Source organism: Chryseobacterium caseinilyticum (assembly GCF_014837145.1).
In the GTDB taxonomy this organism is placed as follows: domain Bacteria; phylum Bacteroidota; class Bacteroidia; order Flavobacteriales; family Weeksellaceae; genus Chryseobacterium; species Chryseobacterium caseinilyticum.
Map to the genome: position 1 here is coordinate 118,054 of NZ_JACYFS010000002.1, position 18,087 is coordinate 136,140.

Here is an 18,087-nt window from a genome sequence, read left to right on the forward strand (position 1 = left end):
CCTTTACCGGGTTTTTTTCTGATCTGGTCAGAAGTGTATTGTTAATCTATAATTCACTGAAAATCTTCCCAAACTTAGCTGCAACTTCTTTTTGTCCTTCTTCGCTTGACAGGTATTTTCTGTCTTTTGTACTGTTGATGAAGCCTAGCTCAACCAACACAGCAGGTGATTTTGATTCCCTTAATATATGAAGATTTTTCTCTTCGATATTACATTCACCAAGATTTTTAGAAATAATTTTCGCTAAATTTTTTGATCCTTCAGAAGATTGGGTGAAGATTTCGTGTCCTGATCTTACAGATTCCGGCTTTGCAGTACTATTCATGTGAAGCGAAATAACGGCGGCAGGATTCAGTCGATTGATTTTTTCTGTTCTATCTGCTAAAGAAATGTTTTCATCAGCAGTTCTCGTCATAATGATTTCATAGTCATCATTATTTTTGTTAAAATTTACAATTTCATGAGCGATATTCAGAACCAGATCTTTTTCGAAAATATTTTCTCTGTTGGTTCCGAGATCATTTCCGCCATGGCCTGCATCAAGAATAATGATTTTCTTACCGGGAGGTGTAAAAGATAGAAAAGATGCTGTTAAAAGGCTGCAGACAAAAAGTTTAAGTGTTTTCATTCCTATTAATTTTGTTTATCCAAATAACGTGAATTCTTTCTTAAATAATAGTTAAAAGAGACTTAAAGATTTGTTAATAAATGATCTTCAGCTTTTTACGGTGTTAATTCATCGAAATGTCTTCAGGCGAGTTGGCCCAAAGCAGGAATTCACCACCTAAATTTTGCATGATAGATTTCCATAAAGTCTGATCGTTGGGTAGCGTGTAATCCAGGTTATAAACGTCCACAACTGTCCAGACTTTGTTTGAAATTTCATTCTCCAACTGACCTGCTGACCAGCCGGAATATCCTGAAAATATTTTAAAATCATTCACGCTGAGTTTATTGGTTAATACAGAGGCGATTACATTTTCTACATCCTCGGTAAGATAAAACTCATTGGTAATATCAGAATAGTCTTCTGTGACCTTATCTCCTTTAATAATGAAGAAAACCTTGTCATTTTCTACGGGGCCGCCATCGTAAACATCGATTTTAAATTCAAACAGACTTTTGAATCTCGTGCTTATTTTAGAGTTTTTTTTGTTGAGAATGAGCCCAAAGCTTCCGCTCTCATCATGATCGATTATGAGCACCACAGACCGGGAAAAAATATCGCCCGAAATATCAGGTGTAGAGATTAATATTTTACCTTTGTAAGCGTAATTCATACTCAAATGTAATAAAAATTTTTTATGGAAAATCTGCACGACAGGAGAAAAATTTACGAAAGAGCACAACTTGTTGAAAATGAGATTAAACAAAATCCTTTCGAGCAGTTCAGAGACTGGTTTTTGGAGGCTACAGAGAATCCTGCGGTATCAGAATCTAACGCAATGTCTGTGTGTACGGTAGAAGCAGACGGTTGCCCAAGAAGTAGGATGGTTCTTCTGAAATCTTACAGCCACGAGGGTTTTGTTTTTTACACCAATTACGAGAGCCGAAAGGGAAAATCTATTGAGAAAACACATAAAGCCTGCCTTCATTTTTTTTGGCCATCTTTAGAAAGACAGATTATTATTAAAGCAGATTTAGAGCGGATTGCAGAAAATTTAAGCGACGGATATTTTCATTCCAGACCAAAAGGAAGTCAGTTAGGAGCGGCGGTTTCACCTCAAAGCGAAATTATTCCCAACCGTGAGTTTCTTGAAGAAAAACTTAAAAATCTTGAACAGGAATTTGAAAATAAAGAAATTCCGAGACCAGAAAATTGGGGTGGTTATATTGCAAAACCTTACGAAATAGAGTTTTGGCAAGGCAGACCAAACCGTCTTCACGATAGGATTATATACAATTTAGGAGACTTAGACTGGCAAATTTCACGTTTGGCTCCTTAATTTTCATTTTAGAACACAAAAAAACCTCATCAAACGATGAGGTTAATTTTCTTATAATCTTATGATTATTTCTTTTTTTTCTTATCACCTGCTCCTGCAACGGCAGTAGAAAGCTCAGCACCTGCTTTAAATTTAGCTACTTTCTTAGCAGCGATTTTTATTGGCATCTTAGTAGCAGGATTAATTCCCTGTCTAGCGGCTCTTTCAGCTACAGAAAAAGTACCAAAACCTACTAAAGAGATTTTTCCGTCTTTTTGCTGTAATGTAGAAGTTACGTTAGACATAAAAGATTCCAAAGCAGCTTTTGCTGCTACTTTAGTAATACCTGCATCTTTTGCAATTGCGTCGATTAATTCAGACTTGTTCATAATTTGTAATATTAAAAGTTAGTTTGTTATAAAAGCAAATTTAGTATAATTTTCATATTGTGCAAATTTTTTGATAAAAGTTATTGAAATTTTCATAAAACTTTACAAATCATTAAAATCTGTGAATTTGAAAACCTGCGAAAAATACGCATTTACAGTGACTAAAATTGTGCCAAATGCCCTAAACATAATGTTTTACGAATTTTAATCAGTTTTATTTTAATTTTATTAAATCCGAAATATGTGTAATTCGTTAATGAATATCAAAATATGATTGAAAATCTGCTAAAATAACCTAATTATCAATTGAAAATTATTAATTGTGATATACATGAAATTAAGCTGTTTGTAAGATTTTAATCAGCTGCATTTTGGAAAATTATTAATAAATTTGTGCCATGTTTATAGAAGTTTTCAAATCTAAAATTCACAGGGTAAGAGTTACGGCTTCAGACCTTAATTATATCGGAAGTATTACCATCGATGAAGATCTTATAGATGCAGCAGGATTGGTAGTGGGAGAGCGGGTTTACATCGTGAATGTGAACAACGGTGAGCGTTTCGACACTTACGTTATCAAAGGAAAAAGAAAATCCGGAGAAGTTTGTCTCAATGGTCCTGCGGCAAGAAAAGTACAGCGTGATGACATTATTATCATCATCGCCTATGCTCAAATGAGCCCTGAAGAAGCTAGAGATTTCCAGCCAAAAATTGTTTTTCCAGACGAAAAAACCAATCTTCTTACCTAAAATAAAATGGAAGAGAAGAAAAAAGATCCCGTAAAAAGTTTTTTAACAATACTTATTTCATTGGCATTTGCTGCATTTTTTTTGTGGCTGGCTTTGAAAGATTTTGATTTTAAGAGATTTCAAAATTCAATGTCGCAGGCAAACTACTGGTGGGTTGCTTTTGCTGGAGTTTTCGGGCTTTTGGCATATTGGTTTCGTGCCGTGCGTTGGAATTTACTCATGGAACCAATGGGTTACAGTATTTCAAACTCAAATGCACTTTGGAGTATTTCTTTCGGATATCTGATGAATCTTACCATTCCTAGAAGTGGAGAAGTGGCTCGTGCAACGGCTTTGTATGGTGTTGAAAAAGTTCCTGTAGATAAATCCGTTGGTACGATAATTTTAGAGAGAGTTGTAGACCTAATCTGTATGATTGCGTTTCTTGGTCTTACCTTAATTTTTAAATTTTCAAGTATTCTTTCCTTTTGGAAGTATATCGAAAAAGAGTTCTCAAAGAAATTAAATAATGCTTTAATCTATCTTTACATTTTTATAGCTATCTCTGTTGTTCTTGTTGTAGTCTTTATTCTTCTTAGAAAAAAAATCAATGATAGTCCAATTTACAAGAAAATTAGAGGTGTAATCTATGGTGTTGTTGAAGGAATAAAGTCAATATTTAAACTAAAACAAAAAGGCAAATTCATTATATATACTCTTGCAATCTGGGTTTCATACTACTTCGCTTCTTATTTGGTGTGCTTTGCTCTTCCTGAAACTTCAAATTTTACTTTTGCAGATGGTTTTTTCATACTTGTGGTGGGGACCTTAGGAATGATAATCCCTGCCAGCGGTGGAATTGGTGCCTTTAATTTTGCCATGAAATACGGTTTTATGACACTCTTTATTGCTATGGGGAAAGATGCAGCAGCAGGCGGTGAGCTTGGTCTTACATATTCCTTTATTACGTTGCCTCTACAATTATTTTTAATGCTGATAATGGGTGTTATTTCTATAGTAATGTTGGCAAAAGAAAGAAATAGGATTGTTGCCAATTCTGAGAATTAATTTAAACCAAAGAAATTCTTTAAAAAATTTTTAATTTTACTGAAACCGATTTTTTATGCATTTAAAAAACGACCTCAGTAGAAAACTGCGTGTTCAGTTTCCCATAATTCAGGCGCCGATGTTTGGGATAAGTACTCCGGAAATGGTGGCTGCTGCGAATAATTCAGGATGCCTCGGTTCTTTGGCTTTGGCAGATTTACCGGCTGAGAAATCATTGGATCAAATTCATAAAACGAAAAAATTGACAAACAGAGATTTTGCTGTCAATATTTTTCTACACAAAATTCCGGAAATTAATAACAAACTTAAAAGTGATTTTTCCGAAACTAGAAATTTCCTTGAAGATCTTGCGTTGCGGAATAAAATTCATGCCGATCTGCCGGACTTTGAGGATATTAAAATCAACAGTTATCATGAACAGATCGACACTGTTATAGCTGAAAAATGTAAAATTTTAAGTTTCACCTTTGGAAATCCTGATGCCGAAAGTATTCTTAAATTAAAAAACAATGACGTTCTGCTAATCGGGACATTTACCTCCGTTGAAGAAGCTGTACAACTCGAAAATTCAGGAATCGACATCATTTGTGTTCAGGGTTGGGAAGCGGGCGGTCACCGGGGAAGTTTTACTGACGAAAATATTCCGCAGATTGGCGGATTATCATTGCTTTCACAGGTTTTTGATTCCGTAAAAGTTCCTTTGATTTACGCTGGTGGAATTTACAATGCTCAGACTTTAAAAGCTGCGAAAGATCTCGGTGCTATGGGATTTCAGATCGGAAGTATGCTTCTGGCTTCCACAGAAAGTGCTCTGCAGGATTTTGAAAAAAAGCGTTTGCAAAAGGTAAGAGAAAATGAAATTATTGTCACAAAATCCTTCTCCGGCAGATTTGCAAGAGGCATTAAAAATCAATTTACAGAAACGCTGGATCAGTCGCCTTTTATATTACCTTATCCTTACATGAATAAACTGACCGGTGCTCTGAGAACAGCTGCAAGAGAAGTTGAAAATGCTGAATTTGTTAATCTCTGGCTGGGTCAGTCCATTCAAAAGTACAGCGAAGATTCGACAGAAGATATTCTCAAAAATTTCATTAAAAACTGTGAATTGCTATAACAAAAAAAATCCTTTTCTGAATTTGAAAAGGATTTAATCTTTGTATTTTAGAAAAAATTATTTGCTTAAATCTAAGCCACCGAAATTTCCTGAACTCATCATCAGAAATACGCCGTCTGTCTTGTCTAAAGTATTCCAGTATTCATGAAGATCTTCGGCATTAGTGAATACTTTTAAGTTTTCATTTTTAAACTTTTCTCTTATCAGATCAGGTGAAATGGCTTCCATTCTTTTGATTTTCAGAGCGTCTTCAGAATAGAAAACGACAGATTCTTCCGGACCGTCCATCGCATGATCATATTGTTCCAAAAATACAGGATTCAGGCTTGAATACGTGTGAAGCTCAAGAAAGGCATGTTTTTTTTCATTTTTAAACTGCTCACAGAATGCCTTCACTGCAGCCTTCACTTTGCTGGGTGCGTGGGCAAAATCTTTATAAAGTGTTCCGCCATCGTTTCTTTCTATTTTTTCAAGACGTTTTGAGGCACCTTTGAAACTCATTATCGCTTCATAAAATTCTTCATCCATAATCCCTAAAGTGTGACAGATATGTCTTGCGCCTTCAAGATTCAGTAAATTGTGAGCTCCGAAAACAGAAAGCGGTACATCACCCATCAATTCGGTCTTCAGAAGAACATTACCGTTGCTGATTTCATATTCCGGAGTTCTGTATGGCATTTTTCTGAAATAATTTTCAGCACTTTCAACCACTTTTACAACTTCAGGATCTTCTTCATTGTACACCAAAACTCCTCCAGGTGTAATACTCGCCACGAATTTTCGGAACTGATCAATGTAATCATCAAATGTTTTAAAAACATTAATGTGATCCCATGCAATACCGCTCAACAAAGCAATATTTGGCTGATACAGTAAAAATTTTGAACGTAAATCGATAGGAGATGAAAGATATTCGTCACCTTCCAAAACCATGAAATCGTTATCCTGCGTGAGCTTGACCATACAGTCGAAACCTTCGAGCTGAGCACCCAGCATGTAATCCACATCTTTCTGATGAAAATTGAGAACATGAAGAATCATTGATGTAATCGTGGTTTTCCCGTGAGATCCTGCAATTACGACTCTTGTTTTGTTTTTTGACTGTTCGTACAGAAATTCGGGGTACGAATATATTTTTAAACCTAATTCTTTTGCTTTTGCCAGTTCGGGATTGTCGTTGTGGGCGTGCATTCCCAGAATTACAGCATCAAGATCTGAATGTATTCTGTCTGCAAACCAACCAAGTTCCTCTGGTAAAATACCTTTGTTTTCAAGTCTTGATCTTGAAGGCTCAAAAATGGCATCGTCTGAACCGGTTACCTGATATCCTTTGTCTTTAAGAGCGATCGCTAAATTATGCATCGCACTTCCACCAATGGCAATGAAATGGGTTTTCAAAATTATTTTGTGTTATTTACGTTGTTGTCGATGATTTTCTGGAAAACTTCTACAATATTTTCCCATTTCTTTTGGTCAACAGCCATGATCAGGCTTGCATCTGACTTGCTTCCGGAATTTTCACCTTTTTTAACCGTGATAGTTATAGAGGCGCGGTCGTAGATTTTTTTGCGGTCTTCAATAATTTTTCTGAATTGATTTTCGCTTAAAACTTTGTCGATATTCTGAAGTTCTGCATCAGAAATTTTAAATTTTTTTCTTGTCTTTTTTCCATTGGATTCAAGCGAGTAAAACACCTTATTGTCTTTGATTAAAAGGTTTTCATACATCGGGGCATAACCTCCGGCTTTTGAATAGCTGAAATCGAATTCTGAAAAAGCTTTCTGAGTATTGCAGGAAATTAAAAATGTGAGAATCAGAAAAAATGCTGCTAATTTTTTCATTTTTTTTAGTTTAGAGGATTGTTACCTTGTGATTTTTTAGCCTTAAGCTCTTCATCGTAGGTATGTAGTACATTAAAATCTTCGGTCTGCTCGATGGCTGTCATTATTTTCAAAAGAATATCGTGAGAATTTTCTGTGTCATAATCAATATCAAGAGGTGCTTTAAATTCCATTGTCGGTTTTACTCCCGTTACTTTTACACGAAGTCCTTTTTTATCAAACGCTCTTCTGAAGCCATTTATTTTAATTGGAATTACAATAGGTCTCTGGTTTTTCACCAGTTTGGCAGTTCCACGTCTTCCCTGTGCGAAAGCAGCGGTGGTACCTTGAGGAAATGTTGCTACCCAGCCATTTTGCAGGGCTTTCATAATATTGTCTACCTCGGTAAGGTCTACCATCCGGTTTACATTTTTTCCTTCAGCTCTCCAGGTTCTTTTTACGGTAACAGCTCCGGCAACTTTGAAAATTTTAGGTAAAATTCCTTTATTCATCGTTTCTTCGGCAGCTACATAATAGAAATCGATTTTAGGATTAAGAAGATAAATAGGGTTTTTTATACTGTTAAGATAGCCGTTGTTCACTGCACAGAATGCATGATACATAGCAGCAACATCAGCAAAATAGGTCTGATGGTTGGATACAAAAAGTACATTGGAATCCGGAAGATCCACCAAATGCTCGGTTCCGGTGATTTTCAGTTTATTAAAGCCGTTGAACCGTCTGTAAGAAACGATACCGAGTATAATAATAATCATCCTTTTCAAAAAGTAAGGAGTTCCGAATGCATCGGTAAATATATTTTTTTTGGCCATGCTTCAGTAAAAACGATTGTGCAAAGTTACATTTTTTTCAGCAATTGGCTAAATTCACTGAGGATCATCGCAGTTGCTCCCCAAATGATGTATCCGTTAAAATTAATTACCGGAACTTCTTTTCCTCCGGCAGATTCTAGAGACATCATTTCGGGTGTATCCGGTAAATTTAAAAAAGAGGTAATAGGAAATTCTATAACTTCCACAGCTTCACTTTCCTGAAGGATAAATTCAGGATTTCTTTTGGAGTAGGAGATGAAAGGATAGACATAAAAATTACTTGGAGGAATGTAGATGGGTGACATTTCACGAATGATTCTTACGTAAGGTTTTTCGAGACCGATTTCTTCGGAAGTTTCGCGGATGGCTGTATCGGCAAAATCTCTGTCGAGTTCTTCTCTTTTTCCTCCGGGGAGAGATATTTGTCCGCTGTGCCGGTCTCTTTTATTTTCTGTGCGCTGAATCAGCGGAAAATACCATTCATCATTTTTCAGATAAATAACAATATTGACAGCAGCAAATTTTGGATTTTTCTCTAAAACCTGCTCATAGGTAAATACAGGGCGTGAAGGAGGCGAAAAAATACCATGAGCAAATTCGCCACTGAGCTTTGCCTGTTTAATTTTATTTAAAAGGTCTTTTCCGAAACTTTTCATAGGGTAAAAATAATAATATAAGATAGAAAATCCGGAAAAATGTTTTTCAAATAACGTACCGTATTTCTACGGTAAAAAATATAACGGTTTACCATGACTGTGATGTAACCAAAACCTTTAGATAAAGTAACTGAATCTGTGATTTTTAAAATTTACCGTTTAGACATGATTTTTTGCATTTTGTAGAAAAGTAGATTTGTAGAAGTTTAAAACCATAAAAATTAAAAAAAATGAAAAAATTAGTAACCGGTGCATTCGCACTATTAGCAGTGAGCGTATCGTATGCTCAGAGTAATATAAGTAACACGACACAAAGTAGTGCCTATAATTCGGCAAACCTTACACAGGATGCGATAGGTGCGAAAAGCACAATTAAGCAGGGAAATACAGGGGCAATGACTGCAGCCAGCTTAGCAGATGGAAATAAAGTGACCGCTAACCAATTTGGTGAATATTCAACTTTAGATGTAAAACAAGATGGTATTAATAACTCATCTACGGTGTTGCAAGGTGCTTCAGGTAGTAGTGGTTCCTTTAATACTGGTGCTCATTATTCTGATATTACTCAAGATCAGAAAGGTTCTAACAACAAGTTAATGGCTGAGCAAAAATCTACATTAGCTTCAAAGATTACACAGATTCAGGTAGGAGATCGCAACGATGCTAATGCTAAGCAGTTGGGTGGCGTAGGATCAACAACTTACCCGCAAAACCCAATTTTGACGGCTATCACGCAGAATCAAAATGGCAATGACAACAAAGCTAAAGCAACACAAGAGGGTATGGGAAATTATCCATTGATTAACAATAGCACAATTAGTCAAGTTCAGACGGGAAATTTAAATGACTTTACTGCTTTGCAAAAAAGTGGTGTAGGAGGTGGTGATGCATCAAACTCTAAAATCTTACAAGAAGCTGTCAACGGCAACAGTAATAAAATGAACGCTGAACAATATGGTACTTCAAATACGATTACACAAAAAGCTCAAGGTGGTAATTCAAATAATATGACCGCTATTCAAAAACAATCTAGTAATACTGCTACACAAACAATTACGGGAAATAGCAATACTTTTACTATGAATCAGGATGGTAATAACAACACATCCACTCAAACAGCTGGAGCAAGCTCTGGATGGACGAATGGTGCACAAACTGGTAATAGTAATACCATGACATTAACTCAGGTTTCTGGAAATTTTAATGGAGCCCAAGCTTTCCAGACAGGAAATAACAATGGTGCTACTATGACTCAGACTGGTGATTCAAACGAATCTTCTCTAAGCCAAAGTGGAAATTCTAACACTGGAACTGGTACTCAGAGTGGTAATAGTAATAAATTGAATGTTGATCAGAATAATTCTGCTCTTTTCGGAGGAGGAACCATGGGTAACAAGTTAATTTCCCTGCAGTCAGGATCTTCGAATAACGCAATTTCAAAGCAGTACGGAGATAATAATTCCACAAATATTAACCAGTCAGGGGTATCACAATATCACAACGGTTTACAGCAAGGTAGTGGAAATTCTATTGTAGTAACACAATCTAACTATTAGAGTTTCTTCAAATGTATAGGAGAGCAATCTCCTATACATTATACTATTTTTTGAGATGAAAAAACTGGCTTACATATCAACACTGCTTTTTTTCTGCACCTTCTGTAAGGCTCAGAAAAATATTTCGTTCGAAGAGTTGAACTCTCAGAATGTTTTGCAGTTGTTTGGCAGTGGCAATTCTACTGTGAATGTAACAACGGGTTTTAAGTCCAATGTTGTGCAGATTGGGAACAATAATGAAGTTCAGATTTATGATTTAAACCCCAAACAGGTTTCTATAAGCCAAATTGGAAATGAGAATAAAACCGTTTTCATTAATACTTCCAATAAACCAAGCACGGCAACCATTAATTCTGTAGGCAACAAAAACTATGTGGATATGGTGGGAAGCAACAGCATCTCAGAGAAAATGAAAATCAATATCAGAGACAACAACATGATTATTTTTATCAGAAATTATTAATAATGAAAATTAAATTTCTATGGATAATCTCAATGCTTTTTTGCTGTAATTTTTTCTCACAAAACAAAACCGGGAACGGCCTTAAAGCCAAAATAATTACAGAAAGCGCAGACGGTCTTTACAATATTATTGCTACAGCAGAAAATCAATCAGATTTCCATTACCCAATAAATTATATTCTGCTATCAATAAAAAAAGGAGCCTCAGGCAACACTTCCACCAATAAACAGGAAGGCAAATTTGTCGTGAAACCAAAAGAAACTTTAAAACTTTCTGAGGTGAAAACCAATCTCGACAAAAGAGATGTTCTCAAGGTTTTTCTTTTTATCAAAGACGAAGAAAGCGATAAGGTGATTTCTAAAGACAGTTTAGAGATACGGCCTGAAAAAATTGCTCAGAACAGTACAAAAGCATTATCTGAAAACGATATCGAGCTATCGGGACTTACCATAGACGATACCAGAAGCAGAAACGGCAAGTACTACTACGATCAGTTTTACATGAAGTATCTGCAGACCGATGAGAAATTTCCCGGAACTGTAAAAATCATTGAGATCCCAGGATTAGGACAGAGTACCAGGATTTCTATAATGTACAACGAGCAGGAGATTTATCTTTTCAACACATCTCCGGATGAGGAAGTGATGAATCAGGAAGCCCAGACTACTTTAGAAATTCTCAAAGAAATGATTCTTCCAAAGAATGAATTGTTAAGAAGTTCAACCTAAAAACTTTAAAAAATGAAACTCTTTTATACTACTACAATATTATTTCTATCAACAATCGGCTTTTCTGTAAGCGGACAACAGCTGGTTTACAAACCCATAAATCCCGCTTTCGGCGGCGATACATTCAATTATCAGTGGTTGCTGAGTTCTGCAGCTGCACAAAATCAGTTTGACAACAATAATGGTCTTTCATCATTGTCTTCCAATTCAAATTCACTCTCAAACTTCACAGACAGTTTAAACAGGCAACTTTTGAGTCAGCTTTCAACAAAACTTTTTGGCAATCAGTTTGGTGAGGGCGAACTGAAACCGGGAACTTATGTTTTCGGCTCAATGTATCTGGAAGTGACGCAGGCCAACGGCGGACTTTTAATCAAAATCCTCAATACAAGCACCGGCGAGCAGTCTGAAATTATAATTCCCGGACAAAACTGATTTACCATGAAAACAACATATAGATATCCAAAATTTTGGGTAGTATTACCTGTGTTTTTTCTGGTGATGACTGGGTGTAATTCTTTGCTGAATTATCCCTCGAAAAGCGAGAAATCTACTTTAGGTGAAACCACCAATTTTACTTCACAGATAAAAAACCTGCCGGAACCAAACGATAAAGTGGTGGTGGGAGTTTACAAATTCCGTGACCAGACAGGACAGTACAAAGCCGCTGACAACGGGGCCAACTGGAGTACAGCCATTCCGCAGGGAACAACGACCATTCTCATCAAAGCGCTGGAAGACAGCCGTTGGTTCAGACCCATTGAAAGAGAAAATATCGGAAATCTTTTAAATGAAAGACAAATCATCAGGTCTACCAGAAAAGAATACATGCCCAACCAGATCAATGAATCAGGAAATCTTCCACCGCTTTTGTACGCCGGAATTATTCTTGAAGGTGGTGTGATCTCTTACGATACCAACGTTGTTACAGGCGGTCTGGGAGCAAGGTATTTCGGAATCGGAGCTTCTACCAATTACCGTCAGGACAGAATTACAGTTTATCTCCGTGCGGTTTCTACTCAAAGTGGCGAAATTCTTAAAACTGTTTATACTTCAAAAACCATTCTTTCTACCGCCATCAGCGGAAGTTTTTTCCGGTATGTTGATACGGAAAGATTAATGGAAGCTGAGGTAGGAATCACTCAAAACGAACCTGTACATCTTGCTGTAACAGAAGCCATTGAAAAAGCAGTTTACGGTCTGATCGTAGAAGGCGTGAGAGACAATATCTGGGGAAGTACAGTTCAGGATCCGAATAAATTTACCAAACTGATTACTGATTATAATGTTGAGCAGACCGACAACGATATGAATGTTTTAGGTAAAAAACTGGCTGACAATCAGCGTGCAAAAATTTCGATGTACGGATTAGCAGAAGGAACCCAAATTCGTGGCGATTATGTAAATCCTAAGATGCATCCAGGGATAAAAGGAGGCTTGAAATATTTCGTAAGCGACCATTTTAACATTGACGGGAATGCAAGTTATTTCATTTTTGAAAATAAAAATATTTTCTGGAGACGGGCGATTGCTCTTGATGCAAACGTTGAATACATGCTTCTTCCTAAAAGTAAACTGACTCCTTACGCTTATGGTGGTGTAGGCTCTGTATTTTACAGGGACAAAAATTACTTCAAATCTCAGTTTGGTGGAGGTCTTGAATACCTTATCAACCGCACGTTTGCACTCCGTTTAAATGCACAATACGATCTTGGCTTCAATGACGACTGGGATTTTAAAGTGCAGGGAACAAGGAAAGATCAAAGTGTAAGAATTGGTTTAGGTCTTAATGTTTACCTCAACCGAAAATCTGCGAAACCTTTAAAAACAGTAAATCCATGAAAAAAATATTAAAATATATATTGATTCTAATGCTTGGCGTTCTAGCTAGCTGCAGTGAAGATTTGGTTGGTGAAAACACCAAAGCAGTCATCAAAGGTACCGTTGTAAAAAAAGGAACCAACACTCCGATTGCCAATGTTAAAATTTCTACAAGTCCTACCACGACCACCGTTTTCACGGGAACAGACGGCAGTTTTACCATTACAGATGCTCCTGTCGGAGATTATTCTGTAAAAGCGGAATATACGGGTTATGTTACCAATTATCAGGGAATTAACCTGAAAAATGACGGACAAACCGTTACTGTTGTTTTTGAGTTGTCTGATGATTCCAGTTTAAATTCTTCACCTTCAATTCCAGTTTTGGTGAGTCCGGCAGATAATTCTGTTGAACAACCTTTATCGCTCAATTTATCGTGGACAGCGACCGATCCTGAAAATGACAGCCTGAAGTTTGATTTAATTTTAAAAAATGCCAACAATACTGTTGTTCAAAACATTAACGGAATTAAGGTTAAAAATTATAACGTTACCAATCTTCAGTACAACAATACCTATTTCTGGCAGGTAGCTGTTTCAGATGGAGTAAATCCTAAGGTTTTCAGTGAGACGAGACAATTTAAAACAGTTGTAACACCTACCAACAGATTTCATTACGTGAAAAAAGATTCGAATGGAAATTATTACATTGTTTCCGCTAATGAATCAAATGTGAATTTTAATCTTACAAGCAGTTCACAAAATTCTTTCAGACCAAGACTGAATAACGATGCCAACAAAGTAGCTTTTTTAAGAAATGTGGGCGGGAATTTTCAGATTTTCACGTCAAGGAGAGATGGTTCAGACATGATGCAGGTCACGACGCTGCCTGCGACTGGATTCAGCAATGCCGAAATTGATTTTTCATGGAATAAAGTGGGAAGTCAGCTGATCTACGCCAATTTTGATAAACTGTACAGAATCAATTCAGACGGCACAGGTCTTACTCAGATCTACTCAACCGCAGATGGCAGTCTTATTTCTGAATGCGACTGGAGTTATGATGGAAGTAAAATCGCCCTAAAAACCAATAATCTCAGCGGTTATGGAGTGAAAATTTTCATCATCAATATGTCAGGAACAGTAATTCAAAGTGTTTTGAGTGGAGTTAGTGGCGGAGCAGGAGGTCTTAATTTCTCTGCAGACAGCAAGAAACTGTTGTATACAAGGGATATGGCAGGATTTGAAAACGTTCAATACAGACAACTGGATTCCAGAATTTTTATTTATGATCTGGATAACAATTCGCAGCAGGACATTTCCGGGATGAGCCAGAAAGTGAATGGTACAAATGATATGGATCCAAGATTTTCACCGAATGATGCCGAGGTGATTCTGGTAAATACATCCAACGATAATGTTTCTGCGAAAAATGTGATAAAAATTACACTTACTGCCACCAACGGTAATTATCCGCGTGCAGTTCTTTACACTGATGCAGAAATGCCGGATTGGGAGTAGAAACAGATACTTTTTTATACTTTTAAAAAGAAAGTCAAAACCGGGATGGTTTTGACTTTCTTAATTTTTGATAATGAAAAAAGTGATGTCCTTATTCAATAATATTATTTTCAAGTGCGTATTTTACGATGCCCACCGAATTTCTTACATTCAGTTTAGTTAGAATCTTTTTCCTGTGTGTTTCTACAGTATTGATGCTTATGAAAAGCTTTATAGAAATATCTTTGCTGCTGAGACCTTCGCAGATAAGTTTTAAAATTTCGGTTTCCCTTTTGGTAAGTGAATCTTTGACCTGAACAGCTTCAAAATTTCTGCCGTTGCTTACGAAACTGATCATCTTTTCCTTGGCTTGGCTGCAGAGAAAAATTTCTCCGGTGGCAAGAGCCTGCAGGCAGTCTGTAAACTCGTCAAAAGAGCTTCTTTTATCCAGATAAGCGGTGATTCCTTTATTGAAAAGTTTGCGGATAGAAGTGACGTCGTAATCATTTCCGATAATGATGATTTTCAGGTTGGGATTATTCTGTTTCATTTCTTCAGTAACCTGATAAATTTCAGACAGCATCATCATATTTGAGCTAAACATCAGAAGATCAAACCCGCCGGTTTTCAGATATTCCTGAAGGTTCACCGGGCAGCTGCATACCTGAATATGTTCAATAAATTGTGTCTGAGAGAGAAGTTTAGAAAGACCCTCTGCATAGATTGCAGGCTGATCAAAAATTATTAAATTTGATTTCATCTAGGTGTGCGTTAGAAGTTTTTAAAAGTAATAAAAATTATTTAATTATCAAATATTTGCTAAATATATTATAGAAAAATAACCTTTTTGGGAGATTTTTTAAAATTTAAACAGTCATAATAATTAAAATATTTTTCACTGACTTATCGATGTAAAGGGCTCTCACTACCATCTGAAGGGTAACTTATTATCAAAACTATGATTACTTGAAATGATAAACTATTACACTGCTGGGAGTGAAAAAATTTAAATTTTAATTATATTATTGCGTTCACTATATATTTTTCATTGAAAACTTTCACAAAATATATCCCTCAAACCGGATCTGAGATATTTTCGTGATTTTTTTTACACAATTTTACCTTTATTAATTTGTAAATTTTTTCAAAAAAACATATGAAAAAACCCCTGTCGAAACAGAGGTTTGAATTTTGCTTAGTTGGTATAACTTGCGAGCTCTTCCTTTTTAGAATTGTAAACCTTATATTCAAGGTATTTAAAAGAATCTCTTGGGATAATAGTTACCCATTTTTTGTATTTGATGAACCATTTCATCTGTATACTTTTAATTCCTTTCGTCAGGTAAGCCTCAACAAATGGATGTACATGAAGGAAAAGTTTTCCTTTTTCTTTCTGTAAAATCGTTCTGAGAGTGTCGCCCATTTTCTCAACGATTACGATTGGTGCAACGATTTCTCCGTCTTTATTCGGGTTTTCTTCGCTGGTTTCAATTTGTTTTTCGGGGCGGTTTCTCTGTCTTGTAATCTGGATGAGTCCAAATTTACTTGGAGGAAGAATTTTGTGGCGGGCTTTGTCCCTGCTCATTTCATTACGGAAATGCTCGTAGAGATCTTTTCTGTGCTCGGGATTCGTCATATCGATAAAATCGACAACGATGATGCCTCCCATGTCACGCAGTCTCAGCTGTCTTGCAATTTCTGTGGCAGCCATCTTATTTACATTCAGAGCGTGCTCGCGGTTGGCAGTGCTTCCCAGGCTGATGTTGTTTCCGGAATTTACGTCTACTACGTGTAGTGCTTCTGTATGTTCAATAACGAGATATGCACCTTTCGAGCTTGGGATATTTACGTGTTTCCCGAAGCTCTGTTTCATCTGCTTTTCTACATTATAGTATTCTAAAAGCGGGATGTGTGAACCGTGATACTGCACAATGTTTTTACGTTCCGGAGCAATCACTTCAAGGTAAGCTTTCATTTCTGACACCATCTGCTCGTCATCACAGATGATGTTCACAAAATCCTGATTGAAGTTATCTCTCAGAATCGATGAAGCTTTGTCGTCTTCGCTGAGTATTTTTGAAGGTACTTTGTTTTTCTGAATATTTTTAAAAGTGCTTTCCCATTTCTGAACCAGCTGATTCATGTCGTTGTGCAGGTCGGCTACTTTTTTTCCTTCAGCTACAGTACGGATGATCACGCCGAAACCTTCAGGTTTAATGCTGTCGATAAGTGTTTTTAGACGGTCTTTTTCTTCCGTAGTACGAATTTTCTTGGAAACAGAAATTTTGTTGTCGAAAGGGATAAGTACCAGAAAACGTCCTGTAAGCGATACCTGCGTAGAAATTCGCGGTCCTTTTGTAGAAATTGGCTCTTTGGTAATCTGCAGAATTACGATGTCGTCTTTTGCGAGTACCTTGTCTACGATTCCGTTTTTGTCGATTTCCGGTTGTAATTCAAAATTCTTCAGGCTTGAAGAGCTTTGTTTTTTTGAAATACTGTCTTTCAGGAATTTTTTGTAAGTGAGAAACTGTGGCCCAAGATCCTGGTAATGCAGAAATGCATCTTTTTCGTAACCGATATTTACAAATGCTGCATTGAGATTCGGAGCCAGTTTTTTCACTTTTCCGATGAACAGGTCGCCTACTACAAAGTCATTTTTGTCTTCTTCCTCATGAAGTTCGCAGAGTTTTCCGTCTTCCAGCAATGCAATTTTTGTGAAATCGTCTTCATGCGAAACTAGCAGTTCTGTCTTCATTTTGTTGTAAGATAATTTTTTTAGATTGAGGAAATTTGTTGTATCATCATGATTTTTAAAAATACTGATATTTCTTATATATTTTCAGAAAATCTTCATAGAGATTTGTCAAAATTCCTCCGAATCACACTTTGTATAAATAAAAATATAGTTAGTGATCATTAAATAATTAAAAAACACCAACTATATTATTATATTATAAAATCTCAGTTGAGATTATTTCTTCTTATGTCTGTTCGCTCTTCTTCTTTTCTTTCTCTTGTGTGTAGCAACCTTGTGTCTCTTTCTTTTCTTTCCGCTTGGCATAATTTTAATTTTTTAATAACTAGTTAATATTCTTTTAATTTATTTCACTGCAACTTTAGTTTTCACTTTCTCCACAAAAGATTTTGATGGCTTGAAAGCAGGAATATTGTGTGCAGGTATTTCAATTGCAGTGTTCTTAGAGATGTTTCTTCCCGTTTTTGCTGCTCTGGTTTTAACGATGAATGATCCAAAACCTCTTAAGTAAACATTATCACCATTGTACATAGAAGTTCTGATTTCTTGCATAAACGCCTCTACAACTTTCTGTGTTTCATTCTTTTCTGTTCCCAATTTATTTGAGATGGTGTTTACCAATTCTGCCTTTGTCATTTCCTGTGTAATTTTAAATTTTAGGTGTGCAAATTTAGTTAAAAAAATTGAATATTAGCAAATTAGTAAAAAATATTTTTAGTTTCTGGAGAT

The 18,087-nt window shown here is 36.2% G+C and carries 20 protein-coding genes; 10 read left to right on the top strand and 10 right to left on the bottom strand.

Translation table 11 applies throughout. From position 1 onward, the window contains the following. Positions 1–46: 46 nt before the first annotated feature. Both IC610_RS08605 and IC610_RS08610 read right to left on the bottom strand, forming a co-directional pair. Entirely contained in the window at positions 47–628 is a 582-nt protein-coding gene (locus tag IC610_RS08605; protein ID WP_191736420.1) for an N-acetylmuramoyl-L-alanine amidase family protein, read from the bottom strand. Positions 629–731: 103 nt separating this feature from the next. After that, complete coding sequence (locus IC610_RS08610) at positions 732–1,280, bottom strand: YqgE/AlgH family protein (RefSeq protein WP_191736422.1); 549 nt, start codon at positions 1,278–1,280, stop codon at positions 732–734. Positions 1,281–1,304: 24 nt separating this feature from the next. Here IC610_RS08610 and pdxH point away from each other — a divergent pair, with 24 nt between their 5' ends. Further along, positions 1,305–1,946 carry a pyridoxamine 5'-phosphate oxidase gene (pdxH, locus tag IC610_RS08615; protein WP_191736423.1) on the top strand — a complete coding sequence of 214 codons (642 nt, stop codon included), beginning with the start codon at positions 1,305–1,307 and terminating at the stop codon, positions 1,944–1,946. A 65-nt stretch (positions 1,947–2,011) separates the two neighbouring features. On the opposite strand, the gene IC610_RS08620 is transcribed toward pdxH, so the two are convergent. Beyond that, entirely contained in the window at positions 2,012–2,314 is a 303-nt protein-coding gene (locus IC610_RS08620) for an HU family DNA-binding protein (RefSeq protein ID WP_191736425.1), read from the bottom strand. Positions 2,315–2,712: 398 nt separating this feature from the next. Here IC610_RS08620 and panD point away from each other — a divergent pair, with 398 nt between their 5' ends. Genes panD through IC610_RS08635 form a run of 3 tightly spaced genes read left to right on the top strand, consistent with a single transcriptional unit; the run spans position 2,713 to position 5,227 of the window. Continuing rightward, the gene (panD, locus tag IC610_RS08625; RefSeq protein ID WP_056033595.1) at positions 2,713–3,063 is read left to right on the top strand and encodes an aspartate 1-decarboxylase; all 351 of its coding nucleotides are present in this window, start codon (positions 2,713–2,715) and stop codon (positions 3,061–3,063) included. A gap of 6 nt (positions 3,064–3,069) precedes the next feature. Continuing rightward, positions 3,070–4,110 (top strand): lysylphosphatidylglycerol synthase transmembrane domain-containing protein, encoded by a 1,041-nt coding sequence (locus IC610_RS08630; protein ID WP_191736427.1) that lies wholly within the window; start codon positions 3,070–3,072, stop codon positions 4,108–4,110. Positions 4,111–4,165: 55 nt separating this feature from the next. After that, positions 4,166–5,227 carry an NAD(P)H-dependent flavin oxidoreductase gene (locus tag IC610_RS08635; protein ID WP_191736429.1) on the top strand — a complete coding sequence of 354 codons (1,062 nt, stop codon included), beginning with the start codon at positions 4,166–4,168 and terminating at the stop codon, positions 5,225–5,227. Between the two features lie 57 nt (positions 5,228–5,284). Here the strand turns inward: IC610_RS08635 and IC610_RS08640 are convergent, their stop codons facing one another. The 4 genes from IC610_RS08640 to IC610_RS08655 are packed head-to-tail and all read right to left on the bottom strand — an operon-like array spanning position 5,285 to position 8,536. Continuing rightward, the gene (locus IC610_RS08640) at positions 5,285–6,625 is read right to left on the bottom strand and encodes a UDP-N-acetylmuramate--L-alanine ligase (RefSeq protein ID WP_191736430.1); all 1,341 of its coding nucleotides are present in this window, start codon (positions 6,623–6,625) and stop codon (positions 5,285–5,287) included. A gap of 2 nt (positions 6,626–6,627) precedes the next feature. Further along, positions 6,628–7,068: a hypothetical protein gene (locus IC610_RS08645; RefSeq protein WP_191736432.1), complete on the bottom strand. Its 441-nt coding sequence runs from the start codon at positions 7,066–7,068 to the stop codon at positions 6,628–6,630. A gap of 5 nt (positions 7,069–7,073) precedes the next feature. Continuing rightward, positions 7,074–7,880, bottom strand: a complete 807-nt coding sequence (locus IC610_RS08650) for a lysophospholipid acyltransferase family protein (protein ID WP_191736434.1) — start codon at positions 7,878–7,880, stop codon at positions 7,074–7,076. A gap of 26 nt (positions 7,881–7,906) precedes the next feature. Continuing rightward, complete coding sequence (locus tag IC610_RS08655) at positions 7,907–8,536, bottom strand: NUDIX hydrolase (RefSeq protein ID WP_191736436.1); 630 nt, start codon at positions 8,534–8,536, stop codon at positions 7,907–7,909. Positions 8,537–8,766: 230 nt separating this feature from the next. On the opposite strand from IC610_RS08655, the gene IC610_RS08660 reads away from it, so the two are divergent. Genes IC610_RS08660 through IC610_RS08685 form a run of 6 tightly spaced genes read left to right on the top strand, consistent with a single transcriptional unit; the run spans position 8,767 to position 14,624 of the window. Beyond that, positions 8,767–10,092, top strand: a complete 1,326-nt coding sequence (locus IC610_RS08660) for a hypothetical protein (RefSeq protein WP_191736438.1) — start codon at positions 8,767–8,769, stop codon at positions 10,090–10,092. A gap of 55 nt (positions 10,093–10,147) precedes the next feature. Then, positions 10,148–10,555 (top strand): hypothetical protein, encoded by a 408-nt coding sequence (locus tag IC610_RS08665; RefSeq protein WP_191736440.1) that lies wholly within the window; start codon positions 10,148–10,150, stop codon positions 10,553–10,555. Between the two features lie 2 nt (positions 10,556–10,557). Further along, positions 10,558–11,283, top strand: coding sequence for a CsgE family curli-type amyloid fiber assembly protein (locus IC610_RS08670; protein ID WP_191736442.1), 726 nt, complete (start codon positions 10,558–10,560; stop codon positions 11,281–11,283). 12 nt (positions 11,284–11,295) lie between these two features. Beyond that, on the top strand, positions 11,296–11,718 hold the full coding sequence (locus IC610_RS08675; protein WP_191736445.1) for a curli assembly protein CsgF: 423 nt from the start codon (positions 11,296–11,298) through the stop codon (positions 11,716–11,718). A 6-nt stretch (positions 11,719–11,724) separates the two neighbouring features. Continuing rightward, positions 11,725–13,125 carry a CsgG/HfaB family protein gene (locus tag IC610_RS08680; RefSeq protein ID WP_191736447.1) on the top strand — a complete coding sequence of 467 codons (1,401 nt, stop codon included), beginning with the start codon at positions 11,725–11,727 and terminating at the stop codon, positions 13,123–13,125. Beyond that, a complete protein-coding gene (locus IC610_RS08685; RefSeq protein ID WP_191736449.1) occupies positions 13,122–14,624 on the top strand; it encodes a carboxypeptidase-like regulatory domain-containing protein in 1,503 nt (500 codons plus the stop codon). Before IC610_RS08680 ends, IC610_RS08685 begins: the two co-directional genes overlap by 4 nt. A 91-nt stretch (positions 14,625–14,715) precedes the next feature. On the opposite strand, the gene IC610_RS08690 is transcribed toward IC610_RS08685, so the two are convergent. The 3 genes from IC610_RS08690 to IC610_RS08700 all read right to left on the bottom strand — a co-directional run bounded on the left by IC610_RS08690 (position 14,716) and on the right by IC610_RS08700 (position 18,042). Next, positions 14,716–15,363, bottom strand: a complete 648-nt coding sequence (locus IC610_RS08690) for a response regulator transcription factor (protein ID WP_191736451.1) — start codon at positions 15,361–15,363, stop codon at positions 14,716–14,718. A gap of 435 nt (positions 15,364–15,798) precedes the next feature. After that, the gene (locus tag IC610_RS08695; protein WP_056076796.1) at positions 15,799–17,358 is read right to left on the bottom strand and encodes an Rne/Rng family ribonuclease; all 1,560 of its coding nucleotides are present in this window, start codon (positions 17,356–17,358) and stop codon (positions 15,799–15,801) included. Between the two features lie 345 nt (positions 17,359–17,703). Beyond that, complete coding sequence (locus tag IC610_RS08700; RefSeq protein ID WP_262483851.1) at positions 17,704–18,042, bottom strand: HU family DNA-binding protein; 339 nt, start codon at positions 18,040–18,042, stop codon at positions 17,704–17,706. Positions 18,043–18,087: the final 45 nt, after the last annotated feature.